The 18,938-nt window shown below is 63.3% G+C and carries 16 protein-coding genes; 11 read left to right on the plus strand and 5 right to left on the minus strand.

The features are described from left to right. Positions 1–112: 112 nt before the first annotated feature. A complete protein-coding gene (locus NKI24_RS12265; protein ID WP_352745521.1) occupies positions 113–1,870 on the minus strand; it encodes an adenylate/guanylate cyclase domain-containing protein in 1,758 nt (585 codons plus the stop codon). Between the two features lie 303 nt (positions 1,871–2,173). Beyond that, positions 2,174–3,289 carry a hypothetical protein gene (locus tag NKI24_RS12270; RefSeq protein ID WP_352745523.1) on the minus strand — a complete coding sequence of 372 codons (1,116 nt, stop codon included), beginning with the start codon at positions 3,287–3,289 and terminating at the stop codon, positions 2,174–2,176. Positions 3,290–3,798: 509 nt separating this feature from the next. Between NKI24_RS12270 and NKI24_RS12275 the strand changes: the two genes are divergently transcribed. From NKI24_RS12275 to NKI24_RS12300, 6 genes are all read left to right on the plus strand, one after another. After that, the gene (locus NKI24_RS12275) at positions 3,799–4,683 is read left to right on the plus strand and encodes a dihydrodipicolinate synthase family protein (RefSeq protein ID WP_352745524.1); all 885 of its coding nucleotides are present in this window, start codon (positions 3,799–3,801) and stop codon (positions 4,681–4,683) included. Between the two features lie 39 nt (positions 4,684–4,722). Further along, entirely contained in the window at positions 4,723–5,382 is a 660-nt protein-coding gene (locus NKI24_RS12280; RefSeq protein WP_023674176.1) for a GntR family transcriptional regulator, read from the plus strand. A gap of 61 nt (positions 5,383–5,443) precedes the next feature. Continuing rightward, positions 5,444–6,781 (plus strand): extracellular solute-binding protein, encoded by a 1,338-nt coding sequence (locus NKI24_RS12285; RefSeq protein WP_352449854.1) that lies wholly within the window; start codon positions 5,444–5,446, stop codon positions 6,779–6,781. A 35-nt stretch (positions 6,782–6,816) separates the two neighbouring features. Further along, the gene (locus tag NKI24_RS12290; protein ID WP_352449957.1) at positions 6,817–7,719 is read left to right on the plus strand and encodes a carbohydrate ABC transporter permease; all 903 of its coding nucleotides are present in this window, start codon (positions 6,817–6,819) and stop codon (positions 7,717–7,719) included. Further along, positions 7,720–8,541: a carbohydrate ABC transporter permease gene (locus NKI24_RS12295; protein WP_023674179.1), complete on the plus strand. Its 822-nt coding sequence runs from the start codon at positions 7,720–7,722 to the stop codon at positions 8,539–8,541. Positions 8,542–8,581: 40 nt separating this feature from the next. Further along, on the plus strand, positions 8,582–9,640 hold the full coding sequence (locus NKI24_RS12300) for an ABC transporter ATP-binding protein (protein WP_352745528.1): 1,059 nt from the start codon (positions 8,582–8,584) through the stop codon (positions 9,638–9,640). A gap of 30 nt (positions 9,641–9,670) precedes the next feature. On the opposite strand, the gene NKI24_RS12305 is transcribed toward NKI24_RS12300, so the two are convergent. Continuing rightward, positions 9,671–10,744: a Gfo/Idh/MocA family protein gene (locus tag NKI24_RS12305; RefSeq protein WP_502901453.1), complete on the minus strand. Its 1,074-nt coding sequence runs from the start codon at positions 10,742–10,744 to the stop codon at positions 9,671–9,673. 60 nt (positions 10,745–10,804) lie between these two features. Further along, on the minus strand, positions 10,805–11,461 hold the full coding sequence (locus tag NKI24_RS12310) for a GntR family transcriptional regulator (protein WP_352745534.1): 657 nt from the start codon (positions 11,459–11,461) through the stop codon (positions 10,805–10,807). Positions 11,462–11,686: 225 nt separating this feature from the next. On the opposite strand from NKI24_RS12310, the gene NKI24_RS12315 reads away from it, so the two are divergent. Both NKI24_RS12315 and NKI24_RS12320 read left to right on the plus strand, forming a co-directional pair. Further along, positions 11,687–12,844: an LLM class flavin-dependent oxidoreductase gene (locus NKI24_RS12315; RefSeq protein WP_352745536.1), complete on the plus strand. Its 1,158-nt coding sequence runs from the start codon at positions 11,687–11,689 to the stop codon at positions 12,842–12,844. Continuing rightward, positions 12,844–13,326 carry a flavin reductase family protein gene (locus NKI24_RS12320; RefSeq protein ID WP_023674185.1) on the plus strand — a complete coding sequence of 161 codons (483 nt, stop codon included), beginning with the start codon at positions 12,844–12,846 and terminating at the stop codon, positions 13,324–13,326. Before NKI24_RS12315 ends, NKI24_RS12320 begins: the two co-directional genes overlap by 1 nt. Here the strand turns inward: NKI24_RS12320 and NKI24_RS12325 are convergent. Next, positions 13,311–14,378 carry a LacI family DNA-binding transcriptional regulator gene (locus tag NKI24_RS12325; protein WP_352745539.1) on the minus strand — a complete coding sequence of 356 codons (1,068 nt, stop codon included), beginning with the start codon at positions 14,376–14,378 and terminating at the stop codon, positions 13,311–13,313. The two genes, NKI24_RS12320 and NKI24_RS12325, sit on opposite strands and share 16 nt — an antisense overlap. A 111-nt stretch (positions 14,379–14,489) precedes the next feature. Here NKI24_RS12325 and bglB point away from each other — a divergent pair, with 111 nt between their 5' ends. The 3 genes from bglB to NKI24_RS12340 are packed head-to-tail and all read left to right on the plus strand — an operon-like array spanning position 14,490 to position 18,933. After that, entirely contained in the window at positions 14,490–15,590 is a 1,101-nt protein-coding gene (gene bglB, locus NKI24_RS12330) for a beta-galactosidase BglB (RefSeq protein WP_352571374.1), read from the plus strand. Then, positions 15,587–16,420, plus strand: coding sequence for a 5-dehydro-4-deoxy-D-glucuronate isomerase (gene kduI / locus NKI24_RS12335; protein ID WP_352745543.1), 834 nt, complete (start codon positions 15,587–15,589; stop codon positions 16,418–16,420). Before bglB ends, kduI begins: the two co-directional genes overlap by 4 nt. Beyond that, on the plus strand, positions 16,417–18,933 hold the full coding sequence (locus NKI24_RS12340; protein WP_502901446.1) for a hypothetical protein: 2,517 nt from the start codon (positions 16,417–16,419) through the stop codon (positions 18,931–18,933). The genes kduI and NKI24_RS12340 overlap by 4 nt, the downstream gene beginning before the upstream one ends. Positions 18,934–18,938: the final 5 nt, after the last annotated feature.

Genomic DNA, 18,938 nt, shown 5'->3' on the forward strand with positions numbered 1-18,938 from the left:
ATCCGATGCTGGCCTCCACTCCAGCCAGCATCTTGAATCACAAAACCGACTGATCCGGAATCCCCTTCGATTCCGTCAAATCAGGGAACCGCTCTAGGCACCGTTTTCGGCTCTACGCTATACCTGCGCGACGAGCCCCTTCCTTAATCGCAGCGAGGGCCAGAGGATTGGTGACGGGATAGGTTCGGATGAAGTTCTCGACGGTGAACCTTGGAAACTCGACGGCAATCCGCCTGGCGATCGACTGGGCCTGCGCCGGCTCTTCGAGCAGCGCGTGACACAGGGCACGGAACATCAGAGTGACGGGAATATCCGGCGGACTTTGGCACAGCGACGACAGACTGTCGGCATAGCGACCGGCGACGAACCGCGCCCGGGCGAGCTGCGCGTAATACCAACTCGGAGCCTGCGGATTGAGGCGAAGCGCCCGTTCGGCAAGAGCACAGCCTTCTTCCGGATTTCCACACACGAGAGCTCGGCTTGAGGCAAGCATCGACAGCACATCGGCGTCATTGGGTGCCAGGGCCAGCGCCCGGTCGTATTCCTCTGCGGCCCCGCTGATATCGCCGTCAATGGCGCGGAGAGCGCCCATGTAAAGGCGCGTCATCGGATCGGCAGGGTCGAGCGCCAGAGCCTTTTCCACGCATTCTCGCCAGCGCTCGACCGAAGCGGCTGAATCTGGCGTGAAGGCATTGAAGGCATCGACCGCATGTGCCAATCCCAACGTCATCCAGGCCCGCGCGAAGCCGGGGTCGAGTTCCACGGCGCGGGACAGCATGCGCATGGCTTCTGCCCTCGCATCGGTCGTGAATCTGTCGTGCAGTTCCACCCCGAGTAGATAGCAGTCGTAAGCACCCAGGCTCGAGGGAGGCTTCCGCCGAGCCACCTCACGCCCGAGATTGGCGAGCTTGCCGAAAGTGCCTGCCAGGGCATTGATGACGTTCTGTGTGATGCTGTCCTGCATGAGAAAAAAATCATCGGTCGACTCGTCGAACCGCGCCGACCAAAGGTTGGCTCCGGTCCGGGTGTCGACCAGCTGCACCGCGACGCGGACACGCTGTCCGATCGCCTGGAGGGTGCCTTCCAGCAGGTAATCGGCGTTCAGTTCCCGTCCAACCGAGCGTGTATCGCTCGCCCGTCCCCGATAGGACTGCATGGTCTGGCGCGAAATGACCGCAAGGTCGGGATAGCGCGCTAGGTCGCCGATCATGTCGGCCGACAGGCCGTCTGCCAGCCGCGTCCAGCCGTCGTCGGCGCTCAGGTTTTCGAACGGCAAAACCGCAATTACCGGCGGCTTACTGTCGTCGCCGGCAGAAAGGCCTGGTTTGGCACCGACGATCTTGCCCGCAGTAGCGGGGTCGATCAAGACACGGTACACGCGAACCGGTTCGGCGATACTTTTCATTTTCTGCTCGCCGAGTGAAGCAAAGCCGATCGGCACCTTTCCCCTCACATGGTCGCAGGCGGTGGCGGAAATCGCGATTCCTCCAGGTTCCGCCAGCCCTTGCAGCCGATCGGCGATGTTCACCGCATCGCCGTGGATGTCGTCACCCTCAACGATAACATCGCCCAGATTGATGCCGATGCGGAAATCAAGCCGCCGTTCTGGCTGCGTGAGAACGTTCACCTCCGCCTTCTGTTGCTGGATTTCGACCGCGCAGCGTAGGGCGTCGACCACACTGTGGAACTCGACCAGCATCCCATCTCCCATGGTTTTCACCAGTCGACCATGGTGCGCAGCGATCCTTGGCTCGAATACTTCGTTCAGGTCGGTTCGGAAAAGCGCACGCGTACCCTCGTCGTCGATCTGGCTCAAGCGGCCATAGCCGACGACATCGGCAATCAGGACGGCTGCGAGATGACGTTCCATCCCCCAATCCTTCGCGGATTGTTACCCGCTTTCCAAGCTTACAGCAGGTCGCAGGTTGATGCCATTGCCGCCGCCCCTGAAAGACAGCTTTTCGGGTCTGTGTACCTTGCTGCATGAGAGCCCGAATGTCGGACAAGGGTCAGATCGCGTCATGCGACGCTCCCAACTGGATGACGGCAAAGGGTCGAACTCGGTCGTTCAGAGTGATTGGGTTTTGACCCAAGCATTTTGCAGCCAAGTGGAAACGCGCCTAAAATAAATAGATAGAGCGGGATGCTCGGTTCAACTTGAAAGCATCCCGCCTCAGCTGAAACGGCTGCCGATCAGCCGGCTCCACTGCTCGCCCGCGAGCCCATTCAGGAAGACTTGCGAGTTCTTCATCGCGTCCAGAAGCTCTGGATCACGTGAATGTACCACGGTTGAGGCAACGGTCAGGAAAGCGATGCGTCGTCCAAGCATCGCCTCCAGAAGTGCAGGTTGAATACGTCCGCGCAGGCCGCTGACGCCGCGCGCGGCGGCGTGATCGATCAGGCAGTCAATCACCGAGCCCGCCTGGCCGGGGAGGGCGAAGATCTGCAGCACGCGACCAATTTCATACTTTCGTGCGTAGTAGGCGAAAGCGCCGACATTGGTGCCGACTGGCGATGTCACGCAAACGTACACAAGCTCGCCCAGATCCGGCTTTTGTGCGGCATCGGTCAGGATGTGGTCGAGTTGGTCTTCCGTCCATTCCGGGCGCAGGGCGAATTGAGCGGTAAACGGTTCGATGAGCTTGGCAAATGCGTGGCTGTCGATTTCGGATGTACGAAATGCTCCGTGGCCTGCCCCGTCCACCGCCACACCCGACCAACGTCGTTCGCTGGACGTCATCCTTCTGCAGTAAAATCGGTCGACTGTACGCGCCAGCGGATTGAGCATTCGCGCAAGCGCCATGCGATTGGCGGAAAGGCTGAGCATGAAGGCCGCGGGGCGCATCACGCGGACCCAGTCAAGGCTGTATTGCGGCAGGACCACGCCGCGCAGCCGGGTCCACAATTTCACGGAAATATCGTTGGCCGTCTCGCTGAAGGAGATGTCCTGCGGACCATCCAGGTAAGCTTTCAGCAAACGGGCGCCGGCCAGCGGGTCGTGCTCATGGTCCTCGACCATGAGCGAGCTACAGATGGCCGCGCGTAGTTGTCGGCCGTTGAACGTCATCGGCAGGACGTGGACGCCGACAAATCCGGAGACGCGACCGGCGTCGTTGACATGGACAAGCGACCGGAGGTTGTCTGCGCAACCGGGCGCATCCAGATAAAACCGTTTCATGTATTCCACGAGAGAGGCCGGCGCTTCGGTCCTCTCCTTCAACAGCACGCGCTGAAACATGTTCGCAACTGCCGGGAGATCGGCGCCTTGCAAGGCGCGAATGACGCTCAAGCCCGGCTCCCGCCACCAAAGTCCCGTCCACCGAGCTTCCGGGCCAAGGCGACACGAGGCACGAGAACATCGGGCGCGCGTTCCAACTCGACGCCCATGAAGCCGTGTAACCTCGGCCAGTTGCGATCGCCCCGGTGACCGAACGGAGTGCTGAATTGCTGCGGCAAGGTGGAACCCTTTGCTTAACCGACGAAAAACCGGCGTCATTGCTGCTAGCAGATTCAGGTAAACCGATATTAAAGTCGTTGCTTTGAATGGTAGCGAACCGCGTTTGTCCGGCGCGCTCAGCGAACGTGGATTTATTACGCATTCCACGGCGAACCATAGCGGCTACCCCAAAGTTTCCGGCCGATCTAGCAAGAACGCTCGGGGGCAGCAGCATGTGTCATCGGATGTGATCGGCCCTCGCCGGCGCCGTGCGGCAGTGACCAGTTGACAAGGTCACCCGTTTACATCTGACATGTTAGCGTGCTAACGCTACGTCCACATTGATTTCAACGGAGATCGCATTGGCTTCCCGCTTTGGTCTTTCGGCTGCCCTGACCACACCCTTCGACCCGTCGGGGCAGATAGCGCTCGCGCCGATGATCGCGCATGCCCGAGCCTGCCTTGGCGCCGGCTGCAGCAGCGCGACGCTGTTCGGCACCACCGGCGAAGGAGCCTCGGTCGGCACCGACGAGCGACGGATCGTCACCGAGGCCATGCTGGCGGCCGGTATTCCGCCACATCAGCTCGTCGCCGCAGTGCTGGTCGATGCAGCCGAAGATGCCGCCGATCAGGCCCGGCACGCTTTGCAGCGCGGCGTTCGCAACATTCTGCTCGCTCCGCCGAGCTACTTCAAGAATGTCGGCGAGGACGGGCTGTTCGGATGGTTTTCCGCCGTCTTCGCCGCACTCGGTCCGCTGGCGCGCGATGTGCTGCTCTATAACATCCCCTCAGTCACCATGGTGCCGCTCCCGCTTGGGCTGATCGGCCGGCTGCGCGCCGCTTTTCCCGCTGTGGTGGCCGGGGTGAAGGATTCCGGCGGGGACTGGAGCTACAGTGAGGCGCTGCTTGAGGCGCACGGCGATCTGGTGATCCTCATCGGCGACGAACGGCATCTGGCGAGAAGCGTGCGCCGCGGCGGACAGGGCGCGATTTCCGGCATGGCCAATTTTGTTACCGGCGAAATCCGGGCAATGGTCGAAAACGGGGGCGACGACCCACGCGTCGAAGACTTCGTGCTCGAATTGCTCAAATACCCGGTCACGCCCGCGGTGAAGGTCATGGTCGCGCGCAAGACCGGCGACGAGCGCTGGCTGGCGGTCCGTCCGCCCCTAGAGGCGATCGATCCGCAGGGACAGCGGCAGCTTGCCGCTGCCTACGACAGGCTGTTTGCGACAGAGGCGGCCTGACCGACAAGGCCAGGCTGACCGACAAGGAAGCGAGCTTAAGTGGAAGACGGCAGCGAACCGATCACTCTCCGGGAGAAGGCCTATGCCAGCTTCACGCGGCATTTGCTGGCCCGCGATCTGCGGCCGGGGCAGTTCGTGTCACAGCGCGAACTGGTCGCTTTCACCGGGCTGCCGCTGGGTGCCATTCGCGAGATCGTCCCGCGTCTCGAGGCCGAGGGACTGCTGACCACCATCCCGCAGCGCGGCATGCAGATCGCGCATATCGATATCAATCTGATCCGCGAGGCGTTCCAGTTTCGGTTGTTCATGGAACGCGAGGCAGTGGCGCTATTCACGACCAGCGCTTCTGATGCCGAACTTGCCCGCATGCGGCGCGAACATGAAGAGATGCTGGCTCAAGCTCTCGGGCAGGCGCCGACGCCGGAAATGGAAGCCAAGGCCCAGAACATCGACTGGGCGATGCACGACACCTTCATCAATGCGCTCGGCAACGAGATTATCGCCAAGGCCTATCTGGTCAACTCGGTGAAAATCCGGCTGATCCACCAGGAGCGTTTCCGCATCGACGGTCGTGTGGTGCCGGTGATGCGCGAACATTTGGCGGTCATCGAAGCCATGGAGAGCCGCAATCCGCAAAAAGCGGTTGAAGCGATCAGTCTGCATATCGACAATGCTCGCCGGCTGGCGCTCCAGATCTGAGGAAATATAGCCGCGCCGCGGTTCGCGGCGCATCCACAACGACAGCAACCGGGAGGAAGAAATGTCGTCCAATCTGTTCAACCCAACCAGGAGGCAACTCCTTGCCGGAACCGCGGCGCTAACCGCTGCCGGCCTTGTGGGGCTTCGCCCCGGCTTTGCCGCAGGCGTTGACTGGAAACGCTTTGCCGGGACGACGCTTGACGTCAATCTGGTGAAAAGCCCGCGCAGCGACACCATCCTGAAATATCTCGCCGAGTTCGAGGAACTGACCGGCATCAAGGTCAATGCCGAGGCAACGCCCGAGCAGCAGCAGCGCCAGAAGACGGTGATCGAGTTGAGCTCGGGCAAGCCGAGCTTCGACGTCGTGCATCTGAGCTACCACGTGCAGAAGCGCCAGTTCGAGAAGGGTGGCTGGCTGGCCGACATCGCCGGCTATCTCGCCGATCCGTCGCTCACCGACCCGGCGCTGGTCGAAAGCGACTTCGCCGAAGCCGGCATTCTGTTTGCCAAGGACGGCCAGGGCGTGCTGCGCTCGCTACCGTTCTCGGTGGACTACTGGATCCTGTATTGGAACAAGGAGCTGTTCGAGGCCAAGGGCCTCAAATACCCAGAGACCTTCGAGCAACTGGTGGCAGCCGCCGAAGCGCTGACCGACCCCTCGACCAATACATACGGCTTCGTCGCCCGCGGGCTCAAGAACGCAAACACGCCGGTGTGGACGTCGCTGATGCTCGGCTACGACATGACGCCGCTAGATGACAAGGGCAAGCTGCGCACCGAGGCTCCCGAGGCGATCGAGGCTGCCGCGCTCTATCAAAGATTGATGACCAAGTCCGCCCCTCCGGGCGTTACCGGGTTCAACTGGGCCGAAGCACAGTCGGCCTTCCTGCAGGGCAAGATCGGCATGTGGCTCGACGGCGTGGGTTTTGCCCCGCCGATGGAAAATCCGGAAAAATCGAGGGTGGTCGGCAAGGTCGGTTACGGCGTGATGCCCAAGGGTCCCAAGGCGCATGCCTCGGGCACCTTCGGCGACGGGATTGGCGTTACCGCCGCCAGCGAGAAGAAGGAGGCTGCCTATCTGTTCTGCCAGTGGGCGGTATCGCCAACCATGGGTGCACGGCTGTTGCAGGCCGGCGCCGGCGTTCCGTTCCGCAAATCCGTGCTGGAGGATCCCAAGGTGCGCGAAGGCGTCACCATGCCGGCAAGCTGGCTTGATGCCGTGGTCGGCTCGGGCAATATCAGTCGGCTGGCACTGCCGGTCATCATCCCCGTCACGGAATTCCGCGACATTTATGGCGTGGCGTTGACCAACATGATTGCCGGCGCCGATCCAGCCGCGGAGCTGAAGAAGGCCACCGAACAATTCCAGCCGGTTCTCGACAGGAGCGAGCAGGGCTGATGTCGGCCACCACCCCAGAACAGACCGGGGTGACGATGCCGGTTGTCGACGGGAGCCAGACGATCCGGCTGGCTCCCAACTACTGGCCTTTCGTTGTCCCCGCACTCGTCGTCGTCGGCGCCGTCATCGTTTTCCCCTGGGCTTTCACCCTGTGGATGAGCGTCAATCGCTGGACGCTCGGCCAGTCGCGGAGCTTTGCCGGCATGGAAAACTATCTCCGCCTGGCCAGCGACCCACGTTTCTGGGAATCCCTTGTTCATACGTTGACCTACACCTTCCTCTCGGTTGCAGCGCCGATGCTGCTGGGCACTCTGGCCGCCCTGATCTTCGATGCCAGGTTTCCGCTGCGCGGCTTGCTGCGCGGCGTCTTCGTCATGCCGATGATGGCGACACCCGTTGCCGTCGCACTGGTTTGGACAATGATGTTCCATCCTCAGCTTGGCGTGCTCAACTACCTGCTGTCGCTGGTCGGCATCCCGGCTCAGGAATGGATATTCAACGCCAACACGGTCATCCCGTCGCTGGTTGCGGTCGAGACCTGGCAGTGGACGCCGCTGGTCATGCTGATCGTGCTTGGCGGGCTGGCCTCGGTGCCGCGCGAGCCCTTCGAAAGCGCCGAGATCGACGGCGCCAATGCCTGGCAGCAATTCCGCTATCTCACTCTGCCGATGATCGCGCCGTTCCTGATGATCGCGGTCATCATCCGCACCATCGATGCGCTGAAGAGCTTCGACATCATCTACGCGATGACCCAGGGCGGGCCGGGAACGGCGTCGGAGACCATCAACATCTATCTCTACAACACCGCCTTCTCCTACTACGATATCGGCTACGGCTCGGCCATGGCCGTGGTGTTCTTCATTGTCATCGTGGCCCTGTCGTTTGTCCTGCTGATGCTGCGCCAACGCTCGCAGTGGATCGATACGGAGGGCAAATAGATGAGTTCACGGCTGCTCAACCAGATCGGTCTGTTTTTCGCTGCCCTGGTTTTCGTCTCCCCGGCGATCTTGTTCTTCCTCTGGATGATCTCGCTGTCGCTGAAATTCGAGATCGACAACGGTGCCTATCCGCCGATCCTGATCCCCGAACGCTTCGCCTGGTCGAACTATGTAAAGGTATTCGAGGAGAACAATTTCCTGCTCTATCTCTGGAATTCGGTTCTGGTGACCGGCACGGCGACCTTGCTGGCGCTGCTGATCGGCGTACCGGCCGGCTATGGCATCGCACGGCTCAAGGCTGAACGATCGGCGGTCGTCATCATGATCGCCCGCATGACGCCTGGGCTATCCTATCTCATCCCGCTGTTTCTGCTGTTCCAATGGATCGGGATACTCGGCACGCTGTGGCCGCAGATCATCATCCATCTGGTGGTGACGGTGCCGATCGTGGTGTGGGTGATGATCGGCTATTTCGAGACCACGCCGATGGAACTGGAAGAGGCGGCCAACATCGACGGCGCCAGCTCCTGGCAGGTTTTCCGGCTGGTTGCCCTGCCCATCGCCAAGCCGGGCATCGTCGTCGCCTTCATCCTGTCCGTGATCTTCTCGTGGAACAATTTCGTCTTCGGCGTGGTGCTTGCCAGCCGTGAGACGCGCACACTGCCGGTCGCCGTCTACAACATGCTGTCCTACGAGCAGGTGAGCTGGGGGCCGCTCGCCGCGGCGGCGCTGGTGGTGACGTTGCCGGTGCTGATCCTGACCATGTTCGCGCAAAGGCAGATCGTCGCGGGGCTGACCGCCGGCGCCGTCAAGGGCGGCTGAGGGCCCGCCCTGACATCACTCTTTTTCCAGGAAAGCTCCAATGGCATCGGTAACGATCAACAACGTGCAGAAGGCCTTCGGGGCCACCAAGATCATTCACGACGTCAGCGTCGATATCGCCGACGGCGAGTTCGTCATCCTGGTCGGCCCGTCGGGATGCGGAAAATCGACGCTGCTGCGCATGATCGCAGGCCTTGAGACGATCTCCGGCGGAAAGATCGCCATCGGCGAGCGTATGGTCAACAATCTGCGCGCGCGGGACAGGAACATCGCCATGGTGTTCCAGAATTATGCGCTCTATCCGCATATGACTGTGGCCGACAATATGGGCTTTGCCCTCAAGATCAAGAGAGCCGATCCGGCCGACACCGCTGGCCGGGTCCGGAAGGCAGCCGGCATCCTCGGCCTGGAAAAGCTGCTTGACCGCTATCCGCGCCAGCTTTCGGGCGGCCAGCGCCAGCGCGTTGCCATGGGTCGCGCGATCGTACGCGACCCGCAGGTCTTCCTGTTCGACGAGCCGCTCTCCAACCTCGATGCCAAGTTGCGCGTCCAGATGCGCGGCGAGATCAAGGCCCTCCACCAGCGGCTGGGTACCACGACGATCTATGTCACGCACGACCAGATCGAGGCCATGACGATGGCCGACAAGATCGTCGTGCTACATGACGGCCTGGTCGAGCAGATCGGCGCGCCACTGGACCTCTACGACCATCCGGCCAACCTCTTCGTTGCCGGTTTCATCGGCTCGCCCGCTATGAACTTCATTGCCGGCCGCATCGAGGAGGGCGTGTTCCGCAGCGCCGGCGGGTTGATCCTGCCGTTGCCGGAAGGCGCCCAGCCGGCGGATGCCGCGGGACGCGAACTCGTCTACGGCATTCGACCGGAACATATCCGGGCAACCGGGCAGGGCGTGCCGGGCACGATCACGCTTCTCGAGGCGACAGGCTCGGAAATCTTCGCCAAGGTCGACTGCTCCGGTGAAGAAATTTCCTGCCTGTTCCGAGAAAGGCTTGCGCTCAAGCAAGCCGAAGGGGTGCGGATCGAGATCGACCGCGCATGTGCGCATCTGTTCGACGCAGCAACCGGTCGGCGCATCTGACTCGGTGGTCCGCTGAATGCGTGGTCGGCCTTAGGTCGGCAAGGCGAATTCACCGGCGAGTTCGATGGCGCGGCCTTCGCGGGCCGATCTCTGGGCGGCGAGACCCATGACGACGGCCCACCAGCCGTCTTGCAAGGTCACTTCCACCTTGCTCTGTCCGCGCACCGCAGCGGTGAAGCGGGCGTGCTCGAAATAGGTCGAACCGTTATGGTCGCCTGCCTCGAGCAGCCGGGGGTCGACGGGAATCTCCAGCAGTCGTGGTCCAGGCGGATTGCGCGGACTAACGATCAACTGGGGCACTGGCGCAGGGCCAAGGTGGGTCGGCCAGAAACGGCCTGGTCCGGGCACCAGACACTCGATCTTTCCGTCGCCGCCGACAGCGCAGAGTTCCTCCTGGTAGCGGCTGCCCTCGGCAAACATGCAGAGTTCCAGCATGGCGCGCGCGCCGCTCGCGAAATCAACCAGCACATAGCCATGGTCAAGGATATCCGGCCTCTCACCGCCATAGCGTTCGTCGAGATGGTTTACGGCCTGTCCAGCGCTCGCCATCACGCGGACGGGGTCCGATCCGAGGATCAGCCGCATCAGGTCGAAGAAGTGGCAGCACTTCTCGACGAACGTGCCGCCGGTGTTGCGGTTGAAGCGGTTCCAGTCGCCGACCTTGGCCAGAAACGGGAAGCGGTGCTCGCGGATCGTCAGCATGCGGATGCCGCCGGTGGCGGGGCGCGCCTGCTCGACGAATACGGCGACGGGGGGCATATAGCGATATTCCATGGCCACCCAGACGAGCGGAAGCCGAGCTTTCAACGCCGCGATGCGCCCCTCGTCGGCGCCCTCGGTGAAGAGCGGCTTTTCCACCAGTACCGGCAGTGGTCGAAGTGCGGCGATCTGCTCCATCTGACCGAGGTGCTGGTGGTTGGGGCTGGCAATCAAGACGCAGTCCACCTCATCCATGGCCAGCAGTTCGGCGATCGATGCCGCCGATCGCGCGCCCGACGCCGTCGCCAGCGACGCCGCCAACATGCCGGGGTCCGGCTCGACGATCGCGGCCACATGCGCGTCGGGCAACAGAGCGATATTGCGGATATGCTCGCGGCCCATCATGCCGCAGCCGATGATGCCGTAGCCGATCGATGATCTGGTCACGCGGCGTCTTCCTCCGGCCTATCTGAAACGCGTGACGTACCGCGCCGCGCCCGGATCGAACCAGCTGCGGGAATATTCCGCGCTGGCGCCGTCGCCAGCCCAGGCGATACGTTCTATGAAACCCACGACCGTGCCCGGCGGTGGCCTGAACTCAAGCGGGGCCCAGTCCGGCGCAGGCGCGACGGCAACATGGTCTTCGGCGCGAACGATCGAAAAGCCGAGCGCGAGCCGGTAGTGGAGATAGAGGGATTCCGACAAATCCTCGCGCTTGAGCCGCTCGGCGCGGCTGACGTCCAGCCAGATCTCCTCGACCGCGGCCGGCTCGCCGTCGAGCCGCCGCAGCCGGCGTATACGGTGGGCTTCGCCGGCGCTGCCGAATTGCGGCAGGTCGGCGGGCTTGGGCAGCCGCTCGACGGACAGCACGTCGGCGCTCGGCAGGCCGCCACCGCCGATGCGCTCCAGGCGAAAAAAGGCATAGACCCCGAGCAAGTCGCCGCGCGCCCGCACATAGTTACCCGAGCCCTGGATGCGGTCGAGAAGGCCCTTTTCGGTCAAATCTGCCAGCGCCCTCCTGAGCGTGCCGACGGCAATCCCAAGGCTCGCGGCCATCTCGCGCTCGGGCGGCAACCGCGCCCCGTCGGCCAGCCGTCCGGCCGCGATTTCGCGGATCAGCATTTCGCTGGTCTGCAAGTGCACAGGCAAGGGACCGCGCATCTGGCTGGATCGGTGGCCGGGGTCCGCCCTTGTCAAATGCATCCGGTGTCCAATCACATCCCGGTTTCGGGTTTGGCTCAAATTGATACAGTATTGATCTACACCAAAACGAATGCTACGCAAGCCCTATTCGCAGCTCCGGACCTCTTTGAAGAATGGCCCGGGCTTCTTTTTTGAAGAGTGGCAATGAGCATCGTCCCAATCACCTCGCCGGATCTCGATGCAGCCGAAGTCTCGTGGTTCGCCGCACTCTGCTCGGACGACTATCGCTATCTCGGTGTGCCGGACGGCGCGTTGCGCTCGAGCTGGGCGCATTGCTCCGAGATCGTGACGACGTCCGAGGAACTAGGTTTCCGCAACATCTTGTGTCCGTCGTCCTATCAGGTCGGCCAGGACACGCTGAGCTTCGTAGCCGGCTGCGCGCCGATCACCTCGAAGATCAATCTGCTCGCCGCTGTGCGCTGCGGCGAGATGCAGCCGATCATGCTGGCGCGCACGATTGCGACGCTGGATCACATGCTGGAAGGCCGGCTGACGGTGAACATCATTTCGTCGGACTTTCCGGGCGAGACAGCCGACAGCGCCTACCGTTATCAGCGTTCGCGCGAGGTTGTGCAGCTCCTGCGCCAGGCCTGGACCAGGGACAGCATCGATTTCGAGGGCGAGGTCTATCGCTATAAAGGACTCTCGACGGCGCCAGCGAAGCCCTATCAGCAAAATGGCGGCCCGCTGCTCTATTTCGGCGGTTATTCGCCCGACGCGCTCGAGCTTTGCGCCGAACAGTGCGATGTCTACCTGATGTGGCCGGAAACCAGGGAGGAACTTGCCGGCCGCATGAAGGCCGTCCACGAACGCGCCGAGCGCCATGGGCGGACGCTCGACTACGGCCTGCGCGTCCACATGATCGTGCGCGATACCGAGGCCGAGGCAAAGGAATATGCCCGGGAGCTGGTTTCGAAGCTGGACGACGAGCAGGGCAGGGCGATCCGCGAGCGCGCGCTCGACGCCCGATCGCTCGGCGTATCGCACCAAGCCAGGAACCGCCAGATCGCCGATGCCGAAGGCTATGTCGAGCCGCATCTGTGGACGGGCGTCGGGCGGGCGCGCTCTGGTTGCGGCGCGGCGCTCGTGGGCTCGGCCGATCAGGTTCTGTCGGAAATCGAAGCGTATATGAAGTTGGGGATCCGCGCCTTCATCTTTTCCGGCTACCCGCATCTCGACGAGGCGCGTCATTTCGGCACCAAGGTGCTGCCCCAGCTCAAGACATGCTCGCTCCCGCACGCCTATGGCCGGGTGCCGGAACGGATCCCGGCGACACCATTGGGAACGGGGGAGCGCCGCTGATGGAGCATGTCGTGTGCGATCCACGCCTTTTGCGCAATGCCTTCGGGCGCTTCGCCACCGGCGTCACGGTCGTCACCACCGGCACGGCCGACGGCCCGGTCGCAATCACTGCCAACAGCTTCTCATCCGTGTCGCTCGATCCGCCGCTGGTGCTCTGGTCTATCGGCCGCCACTCGCGCCGGTTCGAAGCCTTCGCCAATTCCGCGCACTACGCCATTCACGTGCTGGCGGAAGATCAAATCGATCTGTGCTGGCGTTTTTCGAAGTCGGGGACGGACTTTGCCGATCTTGACCTGTCGTGGAGCGAGCACGGCGTGCCATTGCTGCCGCGCGCACTGGCGCGGTTCGAATGCAGCGTCGCCGACCGCTTCCCGGCTGGCGACCATATGATCCTGCTTGGACGTGTCCTTGAACTGCAGACGCAAGAGGGTTTGCCGCTGCTCTTTGCTGGCGGCAAGTCGCGCGCTCAAGAGGCCAGTTGATGACCGCCGGCGCCGCTTCGGGCTGGTGCCGTCGACTGGCGCACCACGAGATTGCAGGCAAGTTCGACGCGACGCGGCGGCGACCCCGAATGGGCCATATCGTCGAGCAGCAGGCTAAGCGCCGCCGATCCGATCTCGCGCATGGGAATGTGCATCGCCGTCAGCGGCGGGTTGCAGAAGGCAGCGAGCGGCAAGTCGTCCATACCGACCACGGACACATCGCCAGGCACCGAATATCCGGCCTCCTGGACGCCGGCGATGGCACCAAACGCCAAGCTGTCGCCGGCCGTCAGCACGGCGGTGAAATCGAGGCCACGGGCCGCGATGCGCTCGGTCACGGCCCTGCTCGCAAGTTCCGGCAGCCAGTCCTGCACCTCGACCACGAAGTCGTCGAAGCCGGCAATGCCGGCCGTGATCAGCGCGTCGCGCCAACCTTCATAACGCCGCTCGATCGTGCGCCGGCCACGCCGCATCAGGAACAGGATGCGGCGGTGGCCGAGGCCGATCAGATGCTGCGCCGCAAGCATGGCGGCAGAGCGATTGCAGGGCGTCACACTCGAATGGCGCATCGAGGGATCGTCGCCGTTGACGAGCACGATCGGCTTGGCGAATCCGGCTGTCAGCCTCAGCACATCGTCATCGTCCAGCGTCAGAAACAGGCAGCCGGCGACGCTGTCGTCGCGCTCGGATTCACCCAGCAGCGCGATTTCGTCCTCGGGCGCCGAAACCGGCCGGGTCACGAGTTCGACGCCCAGCAACCGGGCGCGCTCGTTGAGTCCATCAAGGACATGGTAGGTGAACTGATTGCGGGCACTGTCCACCATTGCCACGCTGCTTGCGGCCAGGATGACCTTGCGGCCGGCAACCGAGGCGGGAATGGCATAGTTCATCGACTTCGCCGTTTCGATGATCCTGGTGCGAAGCTCGTCCCTCACGCCGCCGACACCGCTCAGCGCACGGGAGGCGGTGCTGACCGACACGCCGCAACGCGCCGCGATCTCCTCAAGTCGAATGCGGCGGCTGGGGCGGCCGCGCTTGCCCTGGATATTCATCCGCTCCGTCGTCTCCGGCAAAGTCATCCGATTAATGCAAAAAATTTTCAGATTGCGCAAGAAAAATGGCTGTGAAACAGTTCTGATGAAGCGGGAGAAACGGGAGGAGTGATGCCGCTATCGGCCGAACGCCTGAATTCCGCGCTTGCCAGCCTCGTGGCGGGCATGACCGGCTTGCGTCATGACGGGCGGTTCCATGAGCCGAATCTCGACGGCACGCCGGGCGACTATGTCAGCTTCGACAGCTGGGAATGGCCGCAAGGCGTCGGGCTCTACGGGCTGGTTCGGCTGTGGGCGCAGACCGGCGACGATCGGCTGCTGCAGACGATCGAGGCCTGGTACGACCGACGCATCGCTGCCGGTCTCCCTGCGATGAACGTCAACACCACCGCGCCCCTTTTGGCGCTAAGCGAATTGTGGCGGCGCCGGCGCCAGCCGCGCTTCGAGCCGGTGCTGCGCGAATGGGCCGAGCGGGTGGCCACCGCCTTGCCGCGGACGCCCGAAGGCGGTTTCCAGCATGATGTTTCGGACCGGGTCAACGACGACGAATTGTGGGACGACACGCTGTTCATGGTGGCGCTGTTCCTCGCATCCTACGGCCAGGCTGCCGGCCAGCGTCGCTTCGTCGAGGAAGCAGAAAGGCAATTCCTGGTCCACGCCCGTTATCTCGCTGACCCGGCATCAGGGCTGTGGTTTCACGGCTGGACGTTCGCGGGACGGCACAATTTCGCCCGCGCGCGTTGGGCGAGAGGCAATGCCTGGATTACCGTCGGCATCCTGGAACTGGTGGAGTTCGCCGAAATTGCACCTTCGGTCCGGGCCTATCTGCTCGGCGTGCTGGACACGCAGATCAACGCCCTGCTCGAGGTGCAGGCAGGTTCGGGCGCATGGCACACTCTGCTCGACGACCCGACATCTTACGAGGAGATTTCCGCCACGGCCGGCTTCGGCTACGGGTTGATGAAGGCCGCGCGGCTCGGAATCGGCTCGACAGAGTGCCGTGCCGCCGGCCTCCGCGCCTTGGAAGCCGTGGTGGCCAACATCGATGACAAAGGTGTGGTGGCGAACGTGTCCTATGGCACACGCATGGGCGCCGACCTGCAGTTCTATCGCGATATACCCATCCATCCGACGGGCTACGGGCAGGCGCTGGCCATTCTGTGCCTGACCGAAGGGGCGCGGCATCTGCAGTCGAAGGTGGAGGCGGCATGATGCGAACGCTCTATGGCGCGTCGCCGGGCGATATTGCCGGCATGGACACGGACCGGCTGAGGGCCGAGTTCCTCGTCGACGGCTTGTTCCGGCCTGGCGCGATCGAATTCGTCTACACCCATGTCGACCGCATGATCGTCGGTGGCGCGGTGCCGCTGGCCAACCCGCTGGCATTCGGCAACGGGGCCGAAGTCGGCACCCCGCTCTTCTTTGACGCGCGCGAGATAGGCATCGCCAATCTCGGCGGCAATGGCACGGTCGCGGTGGACGGCCGGCGCTTTCACGTGGCTAACCGCGACATCGTCTATGTCGGACGCGGAGCGCGTGAGGTGTCGCTGGAGAGCGACGATCCGGAGAGGCCGGCACGCTTCTACATGAACTCGGTGCCGGCTGGCGCCGATATTGCGCACCGTCTCATCGTCAGCAGCGAAGCCAGGCCGCTTGTGCTCGGCGAGGAGGCCCGTGCGAACAGGCGCACGCTGCGTATGTACATCCATCCCGAAGTGGCCCCGTCCTGCCTCTTGCTGATGGGGATCACCGACCTCGCGCCGGGCAGTGTGTGGAACACCATGCCGCCGCATCTGCATGAGCGGCGCATGGAAGCTTATTGCTATTTCGACCTCGCCGAGGCCGACCGTGTAATCCATCTGATGGGCCGGCCAGACAAGACGCGCCACCTGATGGTCGCCGACGGCGACGTCGTCCTGTCGCCTGCCTGGTCTATCCATATGGGTGCCGGCACCGGCCCCTATGCCTTCGTCTGGGGCATGACCGGCGAGAACCAGGCCTACACCGATGTCGATCCAGTTGCCGTGAAGGATTTGCAATGAGCGAGGCCGCGCAAAGCGTTCGCACGGATTTTACGCTGCGCCGGCCGCTCATGGCGGGGCAGCCAATCGTCTATTGGCGGCTCGGGTCTATCGCCGAGCAACGCTACGACGTGGCCGACCAGCCTATGCAAGGCGAGATGGATCCCTTCTTCTTCCTGACCAAGCACAAGAATTTCATTCCCCATGAATATCCGTGCCGCACGCAGTTCGCAGCGGAACGACGCGGCAAGCGACCACAGGTCAGCGCCGAATTCGGCGCCGAGCGCATCTGGCTGCCCTTCGCCTCGCCGCGCATCGACCTATCGGGCTTCTGGTTCCGGCCGACGGTGCTTGGAACCTGGGCCGAGACCACCATCGAGGCGGCCTCGGCTGGCGAGGCGCTGGTGCGGCTGCGCACATGCGGCGGCGCCACACTCTTTACCAATGGCGAGGAAGCCGGCTGGATGGCGCCCTACGGCCGCAATCTGGAAAGTGCAGAGCATTTCAAGATCGCGCTGAAGGCCGGCCGCAACGACGTCCGGATATGGTTCGACGATCTCGCAGAGCGCGACGCCCGCTACTATTTCCAGCTCGATTATCTATCCGGTCCGGCTGCTTCGGTGGCATTGCCGATCGAAGTCGAGAGCGGCGTTGCCGATGCGATGGAAGCAGCCCTTGACGACATGCATTTCGACCATCCCGCCTATGACGGCGGCGAGGTGGCGCTCGTCACCGGCGTGGCCCTGCCGCGCGACGCGCAAGTCGAGATCGAGATCGAAGGCGATTTCATGTCGATCGAGACGCCGGTGCGCTTCGCCTTCGATCTGCCGGCGGGCCAGACGCGGCTGCCGATCGCCGATACCGAGCAGCTGCCGGCCGACTTTCGCCATTTCAAGGTGGCGCTGACGGTCGCAGACCATGCCGTATCGCGTGTCTTCGGCGTCGAGATATGCCACGCGCGCCGTCAGGGCGATGCGCCGGAAACGCTTACCGCGCGTATAGATGAAGCCCTGCGCGAGGTCGCCGGTCACGCCGAGGCCGATACGGTGCGCGCGCTGGCGCGCCTGGCGATCGGGCGGCAGGGCGCCGAGACCGACGCCATGATCTCCGGCACGCTGCCGGCGATCGAGGATTGTCACGATTGCGCCGACTTTATCCTGGTGCCGCTGCTGTGGTGCCGCAAGGCCTATGGCGATCGGCTGGAAGCGACCCTGCGCGCGCGCGTCGACAACGCCATCCTCGGCTATCGCTACTGGATGGACGAGCCCGGCAATGATGTGCAGTGGTACTTCTCCGAGAACCACGCGCTGCTCTTCCACACCGCCGCCTATATTGCCGGGGGCCTGTTGCCTGATGTGCGGTTCGTGCGGTCGGGCCGCCTTGGCCGCGAACAGTCCGCGGTTGGAGCCGCGCGTGTACGCGCCTGGCTCGACCATTTCGAGGCATGGGAGATGGCCGAGTTCAACTCGGCGCCTTATTTCCCGATCGACCTCAAGGGCCTGTGCGCGCTCTACGCGCTGGCCCCGGACAAGGACATCGCTGAACGTGCCGGCAAGGCAATCATACGCCTGCTTGAAATCGTCGCCCGCTCGGCGCATCGCGGCATCCTCACCGGGGCGCAGGGCCGCTCCTATGAGCACACGCTGCGCGCCGCGCGTTCCCTGGAATTATCCGGCATCTGCCGCATGCTTTGGGGCAAGGGGAACTACGGCATGCGCTTTCACGCGCTGCCGCAGCTGGCATTGTGCCTGCGGGATCACGATTTGAGCGTTCCGGACGGGTTGGCAGCAATTGCTTCCCTCACCGATACGGCGTGGGAATGGACTTTTGCGCAGGGACAAGATCGCTTCGCGCGGCTCTACCACTACAAGACGCGCGACCATGCGATGGGCAGCGCCGCTGGCTACCGCTGGAACCAATGGGGTTATCAGGAGACCGTCATTCAGGCCCGGCTGGGGAAGAATCCGGATGCGCAGATCTGGATCAACCACCCCGGCGAAGTGCTGCAGTCGGGATATGGCAGACCATCATATTGGGGTGGCTCAGGCACGTTGCCCCGGCTTCACCAATACCGCGACCTCGCAGTCGTCAGCTTCTCCTGCTCGGATGAACAGCCCGACTTCACGCACGCCTGGTTCCCCGCACGTGCCTTCGATGCCGTGCAAGTGGGTGGCGATCGGGCGTTCGCGCAATCGGGCGACGCCTTCGTCATGCTGAAGACGGATGTTCCGCTCACGCAGGTAGTGGCCGGCCCGACGGCCGGCAACGAGTTGCGGGCGGCGGGACGCAGGACGACATGGATCATTCGCCTCGGTGACCGGAATGCCAATCGGCCGGCCCTCGACGCCTGGACTGCCGTTTTTGGGGACCTGTCGGTGCGGTCGGGTCCCGACGGCGAGTTGATCGTCGAGGATCCGGAATACGGCACGGTGCATTTCCTCGCCGACGCAAGGATCGTGGCTGAGGGACGTACACTCGATCCGGCCAACTGGACCGTGCGCGGTGAGGCGATGCGCATGAAGCACAGAGAGTAGGGAGG

The sequence above is a fragment of the Mesorhizobium sp. M0701 genome, assembly GCF_040320365.1.
Lineage (GTDB): Bacteria > Pseudomonadota > Alphaproteobacteria > Rhizobiales > Rhizobiaceae > Mesorhizobium.

Bases quoted from the DNA above. Each gene is read 5' to 3' on its own strand.
- NKI24_RS12340 (WP_502901446.1), top strand. From the start codon at position 16,417: ATGAGCGAGGCCGCGCAAAGCGTTCGCACGGATTTTACGCTGCGCCGG.
- NKI24_RS12315 (WP_352745536.1), top strand. From the start codon at position 11,687: ATGAGCATCGTCCCAATCACCTCGCCGGATCTCGATGCAGCCGAAGTC.
- NKI24_RS12295 (WP_023674179.1), top strand. From the start codon at position 7,720: ATGAGTTCACGGCTGCTCAACCAGATCGGTCTGTTTTTCGCTGCCCTG.
- NKI24_RS12265 (WP_352745521.1), bottom strand. From the start codon at position 1,870: ATGGAACGTCATCTCGCAGCCGTCCTGATTGCCGATGTCGTCGGCTAT.
- NKI24_RS12305 (WP_502901453.1), bottom strand. From the start codon at position 10,744: ATGATGGGCCGCGAGCATATCCGCAATATCGCTCTGTTGCCCGACGCG.
- NKI24_RS12320 (WP_023674185.1), top strand. From the start codon at position 12,844: ATGGAGCATGTCGTGTGCGATCCACGCCTTTTGCGCAATGCCTTCGGG.
- NKI24_RS12310 (WP_352745534.1), bottom strand. From the start codon at position 11,461: ATGCTGATCCGCGAAATCGCGGCCGGACGGCTGGCCGACGGGGCGCGG.
- NKI24_RS12290 (WP_352449957.1), top strand. From the start codon at position 6,817: ATGCCGGTTGTCGACGGGAGCCAGACGATCCGGCTGGCTCCCAACTAC.
- bglB (WP_352571374.1), top strand. From the start codon at position 14,490: ATGCCGCTATCGGCCGAACGCCTGAATTCCGCGCTTGCCAGCCTCGTG.
- NKI24_RS12300 (WP_352745528.1), top strand. From the start codon at position 8,582: ATGGCATCGGTAACGATCAACAACGTGCAGAAGGCCTTCGGGGCCACC.
- NKI24_RS12325 (WP_352745539.1), bottom strand. From the start codon at position 14,378: ATGAATATCCAGGGCAAGCGCGGCCGCCCCAGCCGCCGCATTCGACTT.
- NKI24_RS12285 (WP_352449854.1), top strand. From the start codon at position 5,444: ATGTCGTCCAATCTGTTCAACCCAACCAGGAGGCAACTCCTTGCCGGA.
- kduI (WP_352745543.1), top strand. From the start codon at position 15,587: ATGATGCGAACGCTCTATGGCGCGTCGCCGGGCGATATTGCCGGCATG.